The organism is Bradyrhizobium sp. USDA 3262, assembly GCF_054060035.1.
The window spans coordinates 8,937,917-8,955,509 of record NZ_JBSSCT010000001.1 but is presented as its reverse complement, the minus strand read 5'-3'; the positions used below and the strand labels follow the sequence as shown (position 1 = coordinate 8,955,509).

Annotated in this window: 10 protein-coding genes and 7 pseudogenes; 9 read left to right on the top strand and 8 right to left on the bottom strand. The window is 59.6% G+C overall.

What is annotated here, in order from left to right; translation table 11 throughout:
* Nucleotides 1-62: 62 nt before the first annotated feature.
* Nucleotides 63-1,063: pseudogene (locus ACVWYP_RS42515) on the bottom strand (IS481 family transposase).
* A gap of 142 nt (nucleotides 1,064-1,205) precedes the next feature.
* On the opposite strand from ACVWYP_RS42515, the gene ACVWYP_RS42510 reads away from it, so the two are divergent.
* Complete coding sequence (locus ACVWYP_RS42510; protein ID WP_080687005.1) at nucleotides 1,206-1,520, top strand: IS66 family transposase; 315 nt, start codon at nucleotides 1,206-1,208, stop codon at nucleotides 1,518-1,520.
* A 2-nt stretch (nucleotides 1,521-1,522) separates the two neighbouring features.
* Nucleotides 1,523-3,082 carry an IS66 family transposase gene (gene tnpC / locus ACVWYP_RS42505; RefSeq protein WP_028344449.1) on the top strand — a complete coding sequence of 520 codons (1,560 nt, stop codon included), beginning with the start codon at nucleotides 1,523-1,525 and terminating at the stop codon, nucleotides 3,080-3,082.
* 278 nt (nucleotides 3,083-3,360) lie between these two features.
* Here tnpC and ACVWYP_RS42500 read toward each other — a convergent pair whose 3' ends face one another.
* Entirely contained in the window at nucleotides 3,361-4,572 is a 1,212-nt protein-coding gene (locus ACVWYP_RS42500) for an IS701 family transposase (RefSeq protein WP_080687004.1), read from the bottom strand.
* 61 nt (nucleotides 4,573-4,633) lie between these two features.
* Nucleotides 4,634-5,322, bottom strand: a pseudogene (locus ACVWYP_RS42495) (IS5 family transposase).
* Between ACVWYP_RS42495 and ACVWYP_RS42490 the strand changes: the two are divergent.
* From ACVWYP_RS42490 to ACVWYP_RS42475, 4 genes are all read left to right on the top strand, one after another.
* The gene (locus tag ACVWYP_RS42490; protein WP_244980947.1) at nucleotides 5,269-5,976 is read left to right on the top strand and encodes a YecA/YgfB family protein; all 708 of its coding nucleotides are present in this window, start codon (nucleotides 5,269-5,271) and stop codon (nucleotides 5,974-5,976) included. The pseudogene ACVWYP_RS42495 and the gene ACVWYP_RS42490 overlap by 54 nt on opposite strands.
* A gap of 850 nt (nucleotides 5,977-6,826) precedes the next feature.
* Nucleotides 6,827-8,032 carry an HlyD family secretion protein gene (locus tag ACVWYP_RS42485; protein ID WP_051448141.1) on the top strand — a complete coding sequence of 402 codons (1,206 nt, stop codon included), beginning with the start codon at nucleotides 6,827-6,829 and terminating at the stop codon, nucleotides 8,030-8,032.
* Nucleotides 8,032-10,002, top strand: a complete 1,971-nt coding sequence (locus ACVWYP_RS42480; protein ID WP_028344310.1) for a glycosyltransferase — start codon at nucleotides 8,032-8,034, stop codon at nucleotides 10,000-10,002. Before ACVWYP_RS42485 ends, ACVWYP_RS42480 begins: the two co-directional genes overlap by 1 nt.
* A 58-nt stretch (nucleotides 10,003-10,060) precedes the next feature.
* Complete coding sequence (locus ACVWYP_RS42475; RefSeq protein WP_038387930.1) at nucleotides 10,061-11,098, top strand: cache domain-containing protein; 1,038 nt, start codon at nucleotides 10,061-10,063, stop codon at nucleotides 11,096-11,098.
* 616 nt (nucleotides 11,099-11,714) lie between these two features.
* Here ACVWYP_RS42475 and ACVWYP_RS42470 read toward each other — a convergent pair.
* The 3 pseudogenes from ACVWYP_RS42470 to ACVWYP_RS42460 form a co-directional block, all read right to left on the bottom strand.
* Nucleotides 11,715-11,858, bottom strand: a pseudogene (locus tag ACVWYP_RS42470) (transposase domain-containing protein); the annotation flags it as partial.
* A gap of 112 nt (nucleotides 11,859-11,970) precedes the next feature.
* A pseudogene (locus ACVWYP_RS42465) lies at nucleotides 11,971-12,969 on the bottom strand (tyrosine-type recombinase/integrase).
* A 126-nt stretch (nucleotides 12,970-13,095) separates the two neighbouring features.
* Nucleotides 13,096-13,455 (bottom strand): annotated as a pseudogene (locus ACVWYP_RS42460) (tyrosine-type recombinase/integrase); the annotation flags it as partial.
* 170 nt (nucleotides 13,456-13,625) lie between these two features.
* On the opposite strand from ACVWYP_RS42460, the gene ACVWYP_RS42455 reads away from it, so the two are divergent.
* Together ACVWYP_RS42455 and ACVWYP_RS42450 are read left to right on the top strand one after the other, a co-directional pair.
* Nucleotides 13,626-13,877, top strand: coding sequence for a hypothetical protein (locus ACVWYP_RS42455; protein ID WP_244980949.1), 252 nt, complete (start codon nucleotides 13,626-13,628; stop codon nucleotides 13,875-13,877).
* 632 nt (nucleotides 13,878-14,509) lie between these two features.
* Nucleotides 14,510-14,785: a hypothetical protein gene (locus tag ACVWYP_RS42450; protein WP_125459452.1), complete on the top strand. Its 276-nt coding sequence runs from the start codon at nucleotides 14,510-14,512 to the stop codon at nucleotides 14,783-14,785.
* A 38-nt stretch (nucleotides 14,786-14,823) separates the two neighbouring features.
* Here the strand turns inward: ACVWYP_RS42450 and ACVWYP_RS42445 are convergent, their stop codons facing one another.
* Nucleotides 14,824-14,997, bottom strand: a complete 174-nt coding sequence (locus ACVWYP_RS42445; RefSeq protein ID WP_155258786.1) for a hypothetical protein — start codon at nucleotides 14,995-14,997, stop codon at nucleotides 14,824-14,826.
* Between the two features lie 641 nt (nucleotides 14,998-15,638).
* Between ACVWYP_RS42445 and ACVWYP_RS42440 the strand changes: the two are divergent.
* Nucleotides 15,639-16,067, top strand: a pseudogene (locus tag ACVWYP_RS42440) (ISL3 family transposase); the annotation flags it as partial.
* A gap of 953 nt (nucleotides 16,068-17,020) precedes the next feature.
* On the opposite strand, the pseudogene istB reads toward ACVWYP_RS42440, so the two are convergent.
* Nucleotides 17,021-17,494: pseudogene (istB, locus tag ACVWYP_RS42435) on the bottom strand (IS21-like element ISBj11 family helper ATPase IstB); the annotation flags it as partial.
* Nucleotides 17,495-17,593: the final 99 nt, after the last annotated feature.

Below are 17,593 nucleotides of genomic sequence, written 5' to 3'. Positions count from 1 at the left end.
CGCGTAATAGAGGCACTAGGTAGTGTGGACTCTAAGGATTCCCTTTTGGGAGCAAATCAGATTCAAGGCTGCTTTTGGGGAGGCTGCCTTGGGTGTGATGTGTTTAGTCCCGGCATTTGCGGGAGCGGATTGAGGGTGAATCGTTCGGGCTCTTTTGTCCAGGCTTTGCAGATGTATTCGTAGGGCGTGAGGCCCTTCAGGGTCTTCAGCCGCCGAGCGTAGTTGTAGGCGTTTACGAAGTCGGCAAAGTGTGCTTCGAGCTGATCGTGTCGATCGTAATGGTAGCGCTGGACGGTCGCTTCCGTGATCGTGCGGTTCATGCGCTCGACCTGCCCATTGGTCCAGGGATGCTTGATCTTGGTCAGCCGATGTTCGATACCATTCTCTTGGCAGCGCATATCGAACATGTGTGTCACGTATCTTGCCGTCGCGCCGTCGGCGTAGCGCGGTGGGAAAGTGAACTGGATCCCATTGTCGGTGAGAACCGTGTGGATCTTGTAGGGGACAGCCGCGATCAGAGCTTCGAGGAAGGCCGAGGCGGAGGTCCTTCCCGTCTTCCTGGCCAGTTGCACGAAGGCGAACTTGCTGGTGCGATCGATGGCGACGTAGAGGTAGAGCTTGCCCTTCGGCGGTCTGGAGCTCAGCAATGTCGATGTGGAAATGACCGATCGGATAAGCCTTGAACGTTTTCTTCGGAGGCTTGCTGCCTTCGACCTCCGGCAATCGGCTGATGCCATGGCGCTGGAGACAGCGATGCAGGGATGATCGCGTTAGATGCGGAATGGTCGGCTGGAGCGCATAGAGGCAATCGTCGAGCGGCAATAGCGTGTGCCGACGGAAAGCGACGATGATCGCCTCCTCCTCAATGGAAAGGACTGTCGAGTTGGCTTCCTTGGGGCCGGTCGAACGATCGGCGACGGTGTCGCGGCTGCTTCCACTTCGCGACAGTCTTCTGATTGATCCCGTAGCGCTTGGCGAGTGCTCTCAGGCTCTCTTGACTATTTTGTATTGCTCGACGGACTGCCTCCGTCGTGGTGGCGCAGCCGTGTAAAACTTGTCCCATAGCGCATCCTTCGAATCGTGCGACAAGATTGCACCATCAAAGCCTGGGACTAAACACCTAGTCGTGTCCTGAATCAGAAGTTCGACGGACTCCAAATTGACTCGATGATAGCGGATTCTCCAGATTTTGGGGAGAATTGGCCATGGGTCGACGCTTTGCTCCGCTGGAGCTGGATGAGGTGGAACGCGCTGAGTTGACGTCGTTGGCGTCGCGTCGAAGCACTGCTCAGGCGTTGGCGCTTTGTCTCGCCCATGCCCGCCGCAAATTTGTCGAGGTGTACAAGACGACCCAGTCACCGTTCGCTCGCGAGGTGATCGAACGCCTGCAGGCAGTTTATGCTATCGAAGTGGAGATCCGTGGCAGCAGTGCCGCGCGTCTCACCCAAGCCTGTGAAGCAGCCGGCCGTTGTTGGGTAAGAGGAGGATTGGAGCGTGGAGCGTGCACATGTATCGTCTGATCATGGCGATTCGTCCCGACGCTCTCCCGACCGATCCGGCGTCTCTGACCGAGATGGTGCTCGCGCTTGATGCCGAGAACGAGAAGCTGCGTGTGGCCATGCAGACACTCAGGGAGATGATCTTCGGGAAGCGTTCGGAGAGGCTTACGGCGCTCGTGGACGAGCAACTGGCGCTCGAGCTGGATGATCTTCAAACCGACGCCACACGGCCTGCACCGGCCAACGACGATGCGCCTGCGGCAAAGTCGCCCGACAGACCACGCAAGAGAGCGCGCCGCAACATCGGTGCGCTGCCAAAACACCTGCCGCGCTGTGAGCAGGTGCTGGAGCCGGAGGTGACCGCGTGCCCATGCTGCCAGGGCCAGTTTCACAAGATCGGCGAGGACGTCAGCGAGGTGCTGGACGTGATCCCGGCGATCCTGCGGGTGCTGCGGACGGTCCGTCCCAAATACGGCTGCCGCAGCTGCACCGATGGCGTGGTCCAGGCGAAGGTGTTGCCGCGCCTGATTGAGGGCGGCATGGCGTCGACGGCCCTCGTGACTCACGTGGTGGTCTCGAAGTTCGCCTGGTATTTGCCGCTATACCGGCAGGTGCAGATCCTGGCCGGCCAGGGCATCCATCTTGACCGCGCGACACTCGCTGGCTGGGTCAAGCGTGCCGCCTGGTGGCTCAAGAGCCTTTATGAGCTGCAGCTGCGGATGATTCAGGCCGCGCCGCGCGTGTTCTGCGACGAGACGCCGATGCCGGTGCTCGACCCCGGACGACATCGCCCCCGCATCTGCCAGTTCTGGGCGCATGCCATGGATGACCGTCCCTGGGGTGGGCCCTCACCGCCGGCGGTAGCCTACGTGTTCGCCGACAGCCGTGGCACCGAGAAGATCGCTGGACAATTGACCGGCTTTTCCGGCATTCTGCAGGTGGATGGGTATGCCGCCTACAAGGCGCTCGCCCGCGGTCACGGCGGCGCAATCCAGCTCGCCTTTTGTCTCGCCCATGCCCGCCGCAAATTCGTCGAGGTGTTCAAAACGACGCAGTCGCCGTTCGCGCGCGAGGTGATCGAGCGCCTGCAGGCGGTCTATGCCGTCGAAGCAGAGATCCGTGGCAGCAGTGCCGAGCAGCGGCTCGCCGCCCGCCGCACCAGGACCGCTCCGTTGATGGCGGCGCTCAAGGCGCGACTGACCGAGATGGTCGGCCAGCTGTTCTCCCAGTCGAAGCTGGCAGAAGCGATCAACTATGCGCTCAATCACTGGCACGGACTGACACTGTTTCTCCGCGACGGCCGCATCGAGGTCGACTCCAACACAGTCGAGCGTTCCATGCGCCCGATTGCCATGGGAAGGCGCAACTCGTTGTTCAGTGGCAGCGAAGGCGGCGCCGAGAGCTGGGCGATCCTGGCGTCGATCGTGAACACGGCAAAGCTCCATGAACTCGATCCGCAAGCCTACCTGACAGACGTGCTGGAGCGCATCGTGTCCGGGCGAACCAAAAGCCATCAGCTGCACGAGCTGCTCGCCTGGAACTGGAAGGCTGCGCGCCAGCGCACCGCACAGGCCGCCGCGTGAGGGGACGTCGCCATAAACAAGCATCGTCATCGATGGCCGCCGCCGCGATGCCACTTGCGGAGCTCGAGCGCTGGCTGCAGGCTCGCGTCGATCAGTATCCTGCCGCCACTAGCATTACAGTTGCAATTTTTTGCTGAGATGGGCTTTGCGCGCGTTGGCCTGATGAGCCCTACGCCAGGACGACCATGCGAGGATGTGGGCGTGGGGGATGCGCCGCTGGGTTAGCTTCATGGCGATGCGCCGGATTTCCTGGATTGACCAGCGGATCAAGAACGATGCTACGGTCGAGGCCGCTGTCGCGTTTTTTTGAGCAATGGCCCGGTGTTGGCCCGATGACGGATGACGGCCATCATGGCGAAGGCAAGCATGACGAGCGAGACATGGCGATGCCAGCCTTGCCAGGAGCGGGTTTCGTTGTGATCAAGGCCGAGCTCGTTCTTAGCGGTTTCGAAGCTGTCCTCGATAGCCCAGCGATGGCCTTCCACCGACACCAGCTTCTGCATGGACGTGCCCTTGGGGCACCATGTGGAGAAGAAGGCCAAGCTGCCGTCGGCAATGTTGCGGCGGATCAGAAGACCCCGCGTCCATTCCCCGGCAAGGTCGTCGTTGTATTCTCCAGCGTCGAGATCGGCCAGCTCAAGATAGGTCCAGTCGTGCCAGCGCGGACCTTTGGTCCCTTCGCCGGACGACAGGCGATGCCAGTCCTTCTTGGGAAGGCTCTGCGCGATCGCGGAGGCAGTGCCGGCGACAGGCTGCTGCTTGCCCCAAGAACGGAACACATGATTGGAAGCAACACCCAGAACATAGCCCTTGCCCGCCTTGCGCAGCAGGGTTTCGATCTCTCCGGTGCCATACACGCTGTCCGCCGCCACGAACGAGAACGGCACCTTTGCGGCGATCGCGCGAGCGATCATTCGACGCGCGATCTTGGGCTTCGTCGCAAAGCTCACATCGGTTGGTACATGCGCTGCCTTCAGGCGAGCGGATTCGTCCGTCCATTCCTTTGGCAGGTAGAGCGCCCGGTCGATGAAGGCATGGCCATGCCGCGACACATAGGAGGCGAACACTCCGATCTGGCAATTGGTGATCTTGCCCGCCGAGCCAGTGTACTGGCGTGCGACCCCGCACGAGGCCTTGCCCTGCTTCAAAAAGCCGGTCTCATCGATGACCAGGACCGCGTCCTCATCGCCAAGCGCTTCCAGCGCGTACTCACGCACAATGTCGCGTAGTGCGTCGGCATCCCACCGCCCCCGACCCAGGATCGCCTGCTGGCGCCACGGGCCTGGATCGCCGGCCGCTTCCGCCCGCATCCAACCCGTCTTGCGCGGCTCGTTGCCCAACAGTCCGTCGAGAAACTGCCACGCCGAGGCCGCGACCCGTTCCTGCGTAAACAGCGGACGGATGCGTTGCTTGGCATCTCGCAACGATGAAGCCCACAGCGCCAGCGTATTCTCAACCGACGCACCACCAATCATCAGATCCCGAATCATGGTCACCCATGGATTCAGAACCCTCAAGAAAATGCAACTGTAATGCTAGGGTCCAGACTCATTAGATCCACCATACAAGAGCTGCGGTGAGGCAGACGGAGGCGAGATAGTTTCGCGCCAGCCTGTCATAACGGGTCGCGATACGCCTGAAGTCCTTCAGCCGGTTGAATGCACTCTCGATGCGCCAGCGCAGTTTGTAGAGGCGCTTTGAGAAGCTGTAGGGTTGTTTGCGATTGCTGCGGTTTGGAATGACCGGCTTGGTTCCGCGCGCATCCAGCTCCTCGCGCAATTCGGCGCTGTCATAGGCCTTGTCGCCGAGCATCCGTTTCGGAGGCTTGACCCTGCGGATCAGGCGTTCTGCGACCGGACAGTCGTGCGCTTCACCTCCGGTCAACAAAATCGCGATCAGGCGTCCCTTAGCATCTGCAAGTGCGTGTATCTTCGTGTTGCGCCCTCCGCGCGAGCGGCCAACAGCCTGCTTCTGCTCCCCCCTTTTCCGCCCGCTGCTGAGCGATGCGCTTTGACGTGCGTGGAGTCGATCATCTGCGTGTCTATCGATCGACCGTTGCCGGCAAGCGTGCGGAACAGGCTTTCCCATATGCCGCGCCGCGCCCACCGGGCGAAGCGATTGTAGATCGTTGTCGGAGGCCCGTAGGCTTCGGGGCAATCGGACCAGCGGCAGCCGCTTTTCAGCACATGTATAATGCCGCTGATAATGCGGCGATCGTCCTGCCGCTCGACACCGCGCACATCGGTTGGCAAGTGAGGTTCGATCCGCTGCCACTGCTCGTCGCTCAGCCAAAACAAACTCCTACTCACGATCCCAATCCTTCCCCAAAAGAGAATCAGTATCGTATTGTCGGAGCAGAACAATTAATGAGTTCTCACTCTAGTCTCCCCATGCTCGACGGCTACGTCGCCGCAATCGTGGCCGGACCGGTGTCGATGAGCCCACTCGACTGGATCTGCCCGCTGCTCGCCATCGATGCCGATGCATTCAACCACGGCGGCACCCCGGAGTTCGCAGCCATACCGGCCGTCGCTCTGCGCCACAACGACATCAGCAACACCCTCTCGACCGCACCCGACCGGTTCGCGCCGATGCACCGGCGCAAACCGAGTCGAGACGTTGATCCGCGACCCTGGTGCCAAGGCTTCTATGCCGCGATGCGGCTCAAGCTATCGGCCTGGGCGCCGTTGCTCGACGCCGGAAACGTCAACCACGGTCTACTTCTGCCCATCCTGCTACATTGTCGCGACGATCAGGGCCGTCCGCTGCTTGGACCACCACGAAGCGGCCGCGAGACCAAGAACTTTCTGCGTAACGCCCACGCCGATATTCCGGCGGCGGTCGAGGCATTGCGGCAATACTGGATGCCGATCCGCTACGCCCGCGCTCGCTGATCACCGCGGACGTGGGAGCTCATACCGGTTACGACCGTTCTGGTCTCCTAACGACTCCTGATTGCGCCAGGGAGTGCCGAGCGCACACGATCCAAAGCGCACTTCCACGAGCATCCGGTTGTCCGGTCTGGTGGAGACGTTCTGATCAGGCCGTTTATGATCAGCGACACCTCCCAGCCCGCATTACTCAACGCCGAACGATTCACCCAAGGCTTCCAAAACGAGACTTAGCCTGATTTGCGACCTTGCGTTAGAACGTAACATAGATTGTCCGATTTCTGACATGCAGTCGGTCTGGTACACTTCGTTGAAAAATATCCTTTACTGATCAAGCTGTCGCAGTTGGCACAGGGTTTGAACAGAGAAGTCCGTCCACCGCAGCCGCCCACGAAGCGGCGGCCACAATAATGCTTCTTCGGCAATGCCGTTTGGCACAACGACACGGGCTGCCACATGGAGTCGGTCTCAATAGCACGTCACAAAAACTGTCCTCAATGTGGCTCTGCGTTGGTCCACCGCGAGTGGCATGAACGCATTGGTGCGCGGGAGGTCCAAGATCTCTGGCGCTGCTGGAATTGCAGGCACGAATTTATGACCATTGTCACTTCTGACGATACGGATCCTCCTATCGCTGAGATCACAAAGCTATTCTTTACCAGCCTGTTAGTCTGATCAATGAACGCCTGAGCCGCTAACACTCGCATCCGAGCGGCATCAGACTTGGCAATCCAAAGCAGGGCGGAGGGTCGCTTAGGGGAGAACAATTCGACCGTAGGCTCAGTATCTGCTTATCCCGGATGGGGAATACGCTTCGCGACCTTCCCATCATAAATGAAGTTGGAATGTTCTTATGAGGCTCGTACGTGCAATCGTCGGCTTGGCCCTGTTGGCAGTTGGATTGTACGTTATTATCGGCGAGCACTTCGCCGGAACATCGGCGGATGCTACACTCAATGCTCGACTCTACATCGTTCGGGCCCCGATCGAAGGAAAAGTGACGCTTGCCGTAAAGAGCATCGGCGCGCGCATTAGTCCCGGCGAGCTTATAGCAGAATTGAACGACCAACGCTTCGATACCGCGAGGCTTCTTGAGCTTGATCGCGATCGCACGAACCAGCAGATCGAGCTAAACCGTCTCGTTGGCCAGCGAGAGGCCTTGTCCGCATCCCGGTCTCGCTTCGATGTTCAATCAACTGATTACCAGCGCGGCAGGGTTCGGCAGATTGAGGCTCGAATTGCCGAAACGAAAGCAGCTCAAGACGCTGCGGCCGCGCGCCTTCGTCAAGCGGACGCAGAATTCAAGCGGGCAAATGAGCTAAGCACGCGTGGTGTACAGACGGTGGCGAATTTGGATCGCGCTCGCGCAACTTACGACGTCGCGCAGCAAGAACTGGAGAGTGCGCAGCAGCGAGTGAATTATTTAGAGACGGAACTTACGTCCGCTCGCGACGGCGTCTTCATCGGGGAGTCCTATAACGACGCTCCCTCCTCGGCCCAACGTATCCGCGAGCTCGAGCAGCGGCTGGCCGAGCTGAATGTCGACAAGGAGCAGGTGAAGGCACGTATTGTGCTGCTCGACGGGCAAATCGATGCCGAGCGTCTTCGTGTCAATAGCTTGAGCTTCGCTACTCTTAATGCCAGCGTCGTTGGCCTAGTCTGGGACATACTAATAGACGATGGCCAATACGCGCGGCGCGGCCAGGATCTCATCAAGATCGTCGACTGCAGTACACTGATCGTCACTGCGGGCGTCAGCGAATCTCTCTACGACGGTCTCTCGGTGGGAACGGCCGTGCAATTTCGGTTGTTTCGCGATGACCGTGTTTTCAATGGAACCATAACTCGCCTTGGCGGATCCGGTGCGGCCTCGCTTTACACCAATCTTGCTGTGGGTCCAAGTGCACAACATCTCCAGCGCTTTGATGTCACCGTGACTGTTCCAGACCTTGCAGGAGAGGCAGATCTCAGCTGCGCGATTGGACGTACCGGACGCGTTATCTTCACAGCCGGCCCAATCGCACAATTCCGTCGCTTTATCACGCGGTACGGACTCTGATGCTTCTGCTGTCGCCACTCGTTGCTGCCTTCGCAGGCGCCGCCTTCATAGTTGGGCTTCGCCTTACCGTCTTTCCGTTGCTTAATCCGATGAAGTGGTATTGGCGCGCTCTTCTCCTGGGGACGGCTACCGTACTGTCTTGGCGTTATATGGCTTGGCGCTTCACCGAAACACTGGCACCGCTCGACTGGACTGCGGACGCGCTGTTCAGTTGGGGATTCGCCATACTCGAAGCTCTGACGATGCTTTCCTCTACCATCGCGTTTTTCATACTGTCGCGGGTGAAAGAGCGGTCGGCAGAAGCAAACCAGTACTCCGAATGGTGGCTGCCTGGAGAAGCGCCGCGCGTCGATGTTTTCATCACGACTTACAACGAGCCGTCGGAAGTGCTCGAGCGCACGATCATTGGCGCGACCGAAATCCGCTATCCACGGCTTCGGATTTTTATTCTCGACGACGGCGCCAGGAATTGGGTGAGGCAACTTTGCGAGCTGTACGAAATCGGATATCTCGCACGCTCGGATAAGGAGCACGCTAAAGCGGGGAACATCAACCACGCACTTCGCGTGCGCGCCCGCGATCCAGCCCCCCCGGTCTTTGTCGCTGTACTTGACGCAGATTTCGTTCCCCATGCGGACTTCATCGAGCGGACACTAGCGTTGTTTCACGAGCCAGACGTCGCGCTCGTGCAAACCCCGCAGCACTTCTTCAATCCTGATCCGATCCAACATAACCTGGGAATAAGCACCGCATATCCGGATGAACAACGTCATTTCTTTGACAACGTCGAGCCAGCGCGGGACGCTTGGGGGATTGCCATCTGCTGTGGGACATCATCCGTAATGCGGGTCCGGGCCGTCGAGCAGATTGGCTGGATTCCAACACAAAGCGTAACCGAGGATTTCCTGCTCACCCTTAAGCTTGCGGAGAACGGCTGGCAAACTGCGTACCTTAACGAGCCATTGACTGAAGGTTTGGCTCCCGAAGGATTGAAAGAGTATATTACTCAGCGTGGACGGTGGTGCCTTGGCCTGATGCAGATTGTCCGCGGCTCATACAGCCCCTTTGGCATGCGAGGCCTTGGGCTGATGCATCGAATCGGTATCCTCGATTCATTGCTCTACTGGCTCAGCACCTTTCCCTTCAGGCTTGCCAGCTTGATTTGCCCCCTGTTGTACTGGTGGTTCGGTATCACCATCGTGAACGCGTCGCTGGTGGAAATTATCAGTTATTATGTACCCTATTACCTAATGGTTCTGGTGTCCCTGAACTGGCTTTCAAAAGGGTTGTTTGTCCCGCTTCTCAACGATACGGCTCAACTGATCGCGGCCTGGCCCATCAGCCGGGCAGCTGCTCTCGGGCTTCTGACCAGCGGATCGCATAAATTCTCGGTGACGGCCAAAGGCGGCGACCGTGCCAAGGTCGTTGTCCAATGGGCGTTGATGCGACCGTTTCTACTCCTGCTCGCACTGACGATCGGCGGCCTGATCGTGCCGTTGAACTCCGATTTCGTCTTCAATACGGCCCCAACAGCGGGCGACGGCACGGCTATCGTGATGTTCTGGACACTTTACAACATACTGGTGCTGTTCGTGGCAGTCGTGGTGTGCATCGAACGACCGCGATACGATCGACCTCAGCGGCAGATCCCAGAACCCATCACGTTGGTGATCCAAGGTGAGAAACACCGCGGATGGCTTCTCAATCTGGGCCGAGGGGGCGCTCGAATCAGCGGTCCATCCGGGCTTTCCGCCGGAGCAGAAGGGAAGCTCGACCTGCCCGGGATTGGCGGAGTGGACGCGCATGTTGCTGCGACTACTCGTGATGGCTATCGAATCAAGTTCTCTCCAACTCCTGAGCAAAGGGCGAAAATTATCAAGAAGCTTCATACCGAATCGGCCATGCCAGGGGCCGATCGAGGGAACATCTTGCAAATGATCCGCGAGTTGGCGCGAGCTCTAACGAGTTGAGGAGCGTGAGATGCCGAAAAGACCGAGCTTACTCTCCTTGGTGTTCTGTGGAGGCGCCTTGCTCATATTGGTGCCTGCCGTGGTGACCGCAACGATCTACACGGCCTTGCTACAGCAACGGGGAGAGCAGCTGCAATTCGACGCGCTAAGGATTCGCGGCGAAATGAGTTCCGCGCTGTTGGCCCGCCGGCTCTATGGAGTTTGGATGGATGTAGCTCGGTCCGCTGAGCTCATTGACCCGGCAGATCTTAAGAGTGCGCGAGAACACATCGACTTCTTGAGCCGCCTTGATCGACGCTACACTTGGCTCGGCGTCGCGGATCTCGAAGGGACCATTCTCGCGGCTAAAGACGGCATGCTCGAAGGAGTAAGCGTTGCACAGCGACCCTGGTTTAAGCGGGGCCTTGTCTCGCCGGCGGCTATCGATGTGCATGCCGCTCAACTGCTGGCCACCCAGTTGCCTGCATCTCGTGAGCCCTATCGCTTTATCGACCTGGCAGCACCGTTGCGCCACGCCGGCTCCGTTGCCGGGGTCATCGGCGCGCACCTTGACTGGAAATGGGTCGCAGAAGGCATGGACTCGTTACAAGTGCCCGGCATTGACGTGCTGCTGCTTTCGGGTGATCGAACCGTCCTGTTTGGCCCGCCCGATCTCATCAACAAGCCGCTCAACATCGGCTCCGCGCTTGCGGCTAGTCGCGTGACGACCGCGTCTCTACGCGAGCGCTGGCCTGACGGCAGGGACTACTTCGCAGTAATCGTTCCGACGGTCGGCTTCGCAAACCTTCCAAGCTTCGGTTGGTCTCTTCTGGTTCGGCAGAGTACCGACGAGGCGCTTGCGACCACCCGTAATTTAATCCGATCATTTTGGAGTAGTTTCGGTGTTTGTGCCATTGCCACACTAGCACTACTCTTTTGTGCGGCGCAGTGGCTGAGGACGCCGCTCCGCCGGCTCTCGAATACAGCGGAGGCCCTCTTGCACGATCCATCCGCCCGCCCGCCATATTCGGAGACACGCTTTAACGAAGCGGCGAGGCTCAGTGACGCGCTAGCTCGTATCCAGTCGAAGCTGATGGGCCACTCTGGTCGCAATTGAATCCAAGCACCGACTGGAGATGACTAGCTGAACGATGATCACATCGGGCATGAAGTTGCGCGGAAGTGTCGTGTCTGGTCAGCGCCGAAACATCTGAGGCAAATTGAGGTTGACGAGGGAGGATATCTGGTTCGTCGCAGCCACCGGGAGCGAAGATGCAAGAGAAGTCTCCAGGGCCGCAGAACAAATGCTGAGGGATATTCCGCATCAGATCCGCTGGCAATTCGGCGGGAAGAACGGGTCTGCCGGTTCCGGCGGAGGGCCGGTACGTCCCGGTAGCGCTTCACGCTCGATAAGCAACACCGCCCCCTCTACGTCCTGGATGGTGAGGCACGGCGCGTCTGGTAGAACAGCATGGCCGCGGTATTCGATCACATTCCGAACGATGACGTATTCCTATCTGATTCTCTTGTCGAGCAATGGCAAGGACGACAGGTTCTTCCGGGGCCGTTTACTCAAAACCAAATCTGCTTAACCCGAGAAAGGGACGAAGACCACGCAGGTTCGCGCTCGAGATCACTGTAGTGCGCATCGCGGATCAACCGTTAGCAAACAGCGAGGCCGTCGTATGCATCCGGCCAGCACCCTGGGTAGGCGCACCGGTCTGCCGCGGCGCTCAGGCAGCAGCAGCTTTGGACTGTTGGGTCTCCTTCCAATTCCACGGGAGCAGGTCTGCGACTCTGCTGACGGGGTGATCTGGAAGCTTGGCCAGCACGTCAGCGAGCCAGGCTTGCGGATCAACGTCGTTCATCTTGGCTGTTTATCCCGCCCGCCGAACTATGCCAAACGGATTTAGTATGGCACGCCGTTGTCGCGCTGGCACCGTCGATCGCGTGCAGGCAGCCCCATTCCATTCGGCATAGTCTGATCGTTCAGAGCGTCTCGAGGAAGGCGAGTAGGCGGTCGTTCGGCTGGAAGCGAGTTCGCTTGCCGCGCTCGTACGGCTTGAGCTTCGCCAGGGCAGCTTCCTTGAGGGCGAGGTTGGCGTGCAGGTATGTCTGCGTCGTCTCGACCGATTCATGACCGAGCCACAGCGCGATCACGGAGCAGTCGACGCCGGCTTGCAGCATCGCTGCGCTGTGCCTCAGCACGTGCGGTGACACGCTCTTGGCTTCAAAGACGGGCAACTCTTGTGAGCGACACGAACATGCTTTCCCAGCAGGGACTGGACGCTGTCGGCACTGAGCCGGCCCCCCATGCGCACTCCGCTGACCACACTCGCTCGGCGTGCGCTCCAGGCATGGCTCAAGGAACCGTGGAAAGGAGCAACAGCGTTGTTCCCCAACGTGGGACAGCATCCCGGTCAAGGCTAGTCAGCTCGGAGAGGCGTAAGCCCGTCCGGGCCGCGACCAGCAGCAAGGTGTGATCACGGCGGCCAAGCCACGTCGTTCGATCGGGCGCTGCGAGAACCGCCTCGATCTCGGGGCGCGTTAGGAAGTGCAGCTGTCGCTTATCCGGTCCACTCCTTCCGCCCTTTACCGACGCATCGTACGTGTGCGCCAGACCCGAGGTTCCGATCCTTCTTCAGGTTCGTGTCCTTTGACGAGCCGGCACACAGTGCGCTGATCCAGCGCGTGCTCGCCATACCGAGCAAGCGCCACGATGGCGGTCAGACGCAGGTTACGCGTCTTCGCGCTGGCGCCGCGCTTTACCTCGAGATCGGTTAGGAACGCGCCGATGAACGTTGCGTCCAAATCGGTGAGCGCCAAGGCCGATGGGGGCTTCCGCAGCTGCACCTGTGCGAACAAGAACAGCAGCCGGAACGTGTCCCTGTAGGAGGCGATCGTGTTGGCGCTAACATTGCGCTGGCGCATGAGGCGCTCGGTGAAGAAGCGCTCGATCAACGTGGCGACATTGCAGGCAGGCTTCATGGCGTCACCTCCCACCGCCGATCGAGACGCCGCGCCGCTTCTTCCATCAACTCGGTGGCAGGCCGAGAGATACCAGTAGGTATCACGCACGCAGGCGTGGCCGAGGTAAGTGGAGAGCACTGGGAGTTGCTGCTCGACGTCCTTGCCTTCGCGATACCAGTCGAACAGCGTCTGGATGGCGAAGCGATGACGGAAGTCGTGCACGCGTGGCCCGGTACGATCACCTGGGCGCCGCAGTCCGATCTCTCGGGACAATCGCCAGAAGACGCGATGAACGTACTGGTGCAGCAAGCGGCCTCCCTGTTCGGCAACGAAGAAGGTCGAGCCGCAGCGTGATCCGAGCATCGCGTCGCGCCGGTGAGCGTAGTCGCGCAACGCGGTTCGCGTCGTCGGATGCAATGGCACGAGCCGCGACTTGCCGAACTTGGTCAGCCGGACCGTCAGCACGCCGGCGTCGAGGTCGACGTCATCACGCTCCAGGCCCATCGCCTCGGATAGCCCAGCGAGCGGCGCGGAGAAAGAGTTCCCGGAATGCTACGGGCGCCGCCGACCTTCGCGTTCAGCCCCGTCTCACGGGTGTTTGGCGGCTCCGGATTTGCAGGGCTCGGCAGCTCATAGTTGACGCCAGGGAGCGCAACAAAATGGATGGTTGGATAGTGACAGTCGCTGTCTTCAAGGAAGAAGTCGACGACGACGAAGCTTTCAGGCATATAACTTACGTGGTTGCCGTCGCCGATCCGGCGGAAGCGGTGAGGATGACCTTAGCAGACTGCGGCGCAAAGGCCGCAATGCTCAACTGCCCGATCGAAGAGGAGCAGTTACTAAGACTTGGCGTGAAGCCCAGCGAGCTTGTCATTGTACACGAGGACGCGATCGGCCCGATCATCTCGCGCCCTCGTCGTCACTAATGCGGCACGTCTGATCTCATTCAGCCGTGTCCGGTTCATGACGTTGGGGTCCGGAAGCCGCCGCTCGCGCGAGCAGTCAGTCTGCACAAGGTATGAAAGTGCCCCGTCTGCTTCTCTGCGCAATGTGACCGTCTGGCACGTGGGTTGCTGAGCCAGGTATGGCTTGGTTCGCTTATGAATGATCCTCGTGAGGGCCAAGCCTGTTCGCGGCGCGACGGCGTGCGGGCGGTGGCCGTCAGCAGCCGCCCGCACGCTTTTTCGTCGTTTCGGCCCCTAGCCCCGCTGTGCTGTGTCGATTACTCACCGCTTATCTTTGCATTGCATAGTGACCATCTGGCACGCGAGTTGCTGAGAGGCTTACGGTTTGGCTGTTCTATCCTCACGCAACCCCAGACAGTCAAGCTTGGCGTAGCAAACTTCGTGCGGGTGGTTCCCGCCCGCACGTCTTTTTCGTAGCCGTGGAGATCATGGCATGACACGTGAAGAGGCTTTGAAGAACGCTATAGCAGCGCTCAGGGGATGGTCGGAGGGAAAGATCGAAACCGGCGCTGTACTGGCCGCGATTGCGGAGCTTATGGCGACTGGGCCGCCGCCTCGAAAACAGAAGCTCTTTTCATAGGCCAGAAACTGAGATGGCAGCAGGATGGATGATTTCGGTCGGCGTAGTCAAAGACGGCAAGGTTCGATATGTGACCTATGCCGTCGCAATGGCTAATCAGGCGGAAGCTGTGAAAGCTTCATTGGCGGCCAGCGGCGGTGAAGCAACGATCGTGAATTCCGAACTCCGCGAAGCGCATTTGAAGGGCCTTGGCCTAAAGACTGGCGAGCTTGTGGCCATACACGATGATCGAAATGATCCGCTGATGTCGCGCACTTGGCGCCCTGTCCGACCGCGCGACACAAATTAGCGGGCAACCGCCAGGATCAGCCTCTTTGCTGGCGGCATTTAGTCAATGCTCTTGAGCAGGTCCAGCAGCTTAGGCCACGCCGTAGTCATAACGAATGCGATCTTATCCTTGGGAAGAACAAGACGGGATGAAATCTCGTCAAGCGTGATTTTCCCGGCTGCATTCAGGGCAAAGAATTCATCTCGGGCTTCCTCTGGGAATAGCACTGCCATCGCTTGATACTCAGCCCACTGGTCCTTATGGCAGGGAAGATCAGCGTGCGCGCAAAGCGCGAGATCACATCAGCGCTGGCCGAGCGTTATCGGTCGAGCGGGCGGATCGAGAAGGGACGGAGCCTGGACGAGCTGTGCGCCGTTACGGGGTGGCATCCCAAGCATACGGTACGTGCGCTTCGGCCACGCGAGACAGTTGGGCCGGGCAAGGTCGAGACACCGCAAGAGCGCAAGCGTAGATATGGCGCGAACGGTCAAGGACACGATGACGGCGCTGTGGGAGGCGTCGGAACGGGTGTGCGGCAGGGCACAAGGCGCTAGGTGAGTTTCTGTGACCCACTACGCCACCACGCTTTTCACTGCCATGTCCCAGCACTGTCGCTGAAACCTGCCAACCTACAGCTCCCACGCTGCAACGGGAGTACGCATCTCTTCCAGATAACGTGTGGCGCTGGTAGATTCTCGCGACGCCGGGGCGAACCTGCCCAAGAGGTGATTGAGCAGTTTCTCGATGAACCTCTTCCACACGAGCCGAGAATTGCGCTCGGCTCACAACCTCAAGAGGAGGCGATCGAGAGTGATGAACAAGAAGCGGATCAGCGTAGAGGCGCGGCCGGCGATCCTTTCGCGCGTTCGTCGCCTATGGCGAAGCCGCAGCAAAGGCCTTGCCGTACGCGGTACGGGTCGCGGATCGTTGGCATCTTATGGAGAACGCCGGCCGAGCCTTCCTTGATGCCGTCCGAAAATCGATGCGTCAGATGCGCGCCGTCATCGGCGCGACCACGATCGATCCCAAGCTGCTCACAGCCGCCGAGCGCCTCCAGTATGAGGGCTATCTGCGCCGCGAGGAGACTAATGCAGCCATCCTGACTCTGTCGAAGAATGGCATACCTATCGAGTAGCTGGTACGCCAGACCGGCCATAGCAGGAAGCTCGTACGGCAGGTAGTCCGCGGCGACCGCAACGATGTCTTTCGGACCCGGCAAAGTTCGTTGGACTTGAATTTGCCATGGCTCGATGATCAGTGTGCGACCGGCTGTCGAAACGGGACTGAACTTTGGCGCCGCCTAGTCGACGCTGCACCAAACCTGCGTAAGAGCCAATATTGCAAGCCGGATGACACTTTATGGAGCCCTGCCTCTAAAGAGGGCTACACGAGGACCCGTTGTCGTCGTAAGAACGGCAAGGGTGGTCTGGCAAACCTTAAATCTGACCAAGAGAACCGTCTTTCTGTGGAAAGTGTTCCTCTTCCATGAGCCAAATGAAAATCGATGCCATACTCGCCCGGAACGAGAGGCCTGCTACAGTTTGTGGTCAGCGCATGGCTGCGAAACCCAAATGTCGTTGGCGTAGTTTCAGGCCGACGGAAACCGTCTCCTTCTTGGCCGCTGCGTGGACAAAGGATGCGTACCTTTGCGAACGGCTGACCACGCCGAGCCCACCTGCACGTTGCCTGCCGGCAGGTTATCGCATCGAACGTCAGAGGCTTCGATGCTGCTGCTCAAGTCCTTGTCGTCGCCTTGCCGGACCAATCGCCTTGGTGGTCCCAGCGACTGTTATGCGCTTTCTTCCAATGCCTGGTTGAAAACCGCATGGAGTGCCGCGCAGGCAATGGCGCCTGCGCGGCCCATGCACCCACAAAGGTGGAATCGGGTTCCAACTCTTCGAGGGTCCATTCCGGCATCGCCTGGCCGTTCGAGGGACTTGGGTGTGCGGCCACTCGATCTCGCAACGGCGAGGGCTGATGGACAGGCCGATGCCGGAGGCCTTCAGCACGTTCGCAACAGCGATGAGCGTTGCGCGCAAGGCGACAGCGCCCGCCAACGCGCGTGTTCCGATTCACTGAGCACCGCGATCGCCATGGAACTGATGTCGCCTCGGCGATCGATCGGCTCGATGTCGATATAGCGCGACGATCTGGGTCGGAAGAGCGCGGCGATCAGGATGGCGAGTCAGTGTCGCGGCGCGATGATGATCGCCGCGCGCAAGAGTTTTGTTTGCTTTGATTGTCGCGGAGCGTCAATCAAGCGAGCGTTTTTTGTGTCGCGTGCTCCGGTGGCCGCCCTGGACCACGCTTTCGCTCGAGGGCAGTCCGCCTGCGATAGCTCTCGACGTTCATCTCGACGATGGTGGCGTGGTGAACAAGGCGATCGATCGCCGCGAGGGTCATAGCTGGGTCCGGAAAGACGTTGTTCCATTCTCCAAAGGGCTGATTGGCGGTGATCAGCAAGGAGCGTCGCTCGTAGCGTGCGCTGATGAGCTCGAACAGCACACTGGTCTCGCCCTGATCCTTGGTGACATAGGCAAGATCGTCAAGGATAACGAGATCGAAGCGGTCGAGGCGGTTGATGGCACCCTCGAGGTTGAGCTCGCGGCGAGCCACCTGGAGCTTCTGCACGAGATCGGTGGTGCGGGTGAAGAGGACGCGCGATCCGTTCTCGATGAGGGCCAAGCCGATGGCTGCCGCCAAGTGACTCTTGCCGCCACCGGGCGGACCAGCGTCATAATGCCGGGCGTCTGGGATCTGAGATTGAAATCCTCTACCCGTTCCACCCACGCTGCGGAGCCTTGGTGGCCGTTGTCGCCCGCAAGCAGC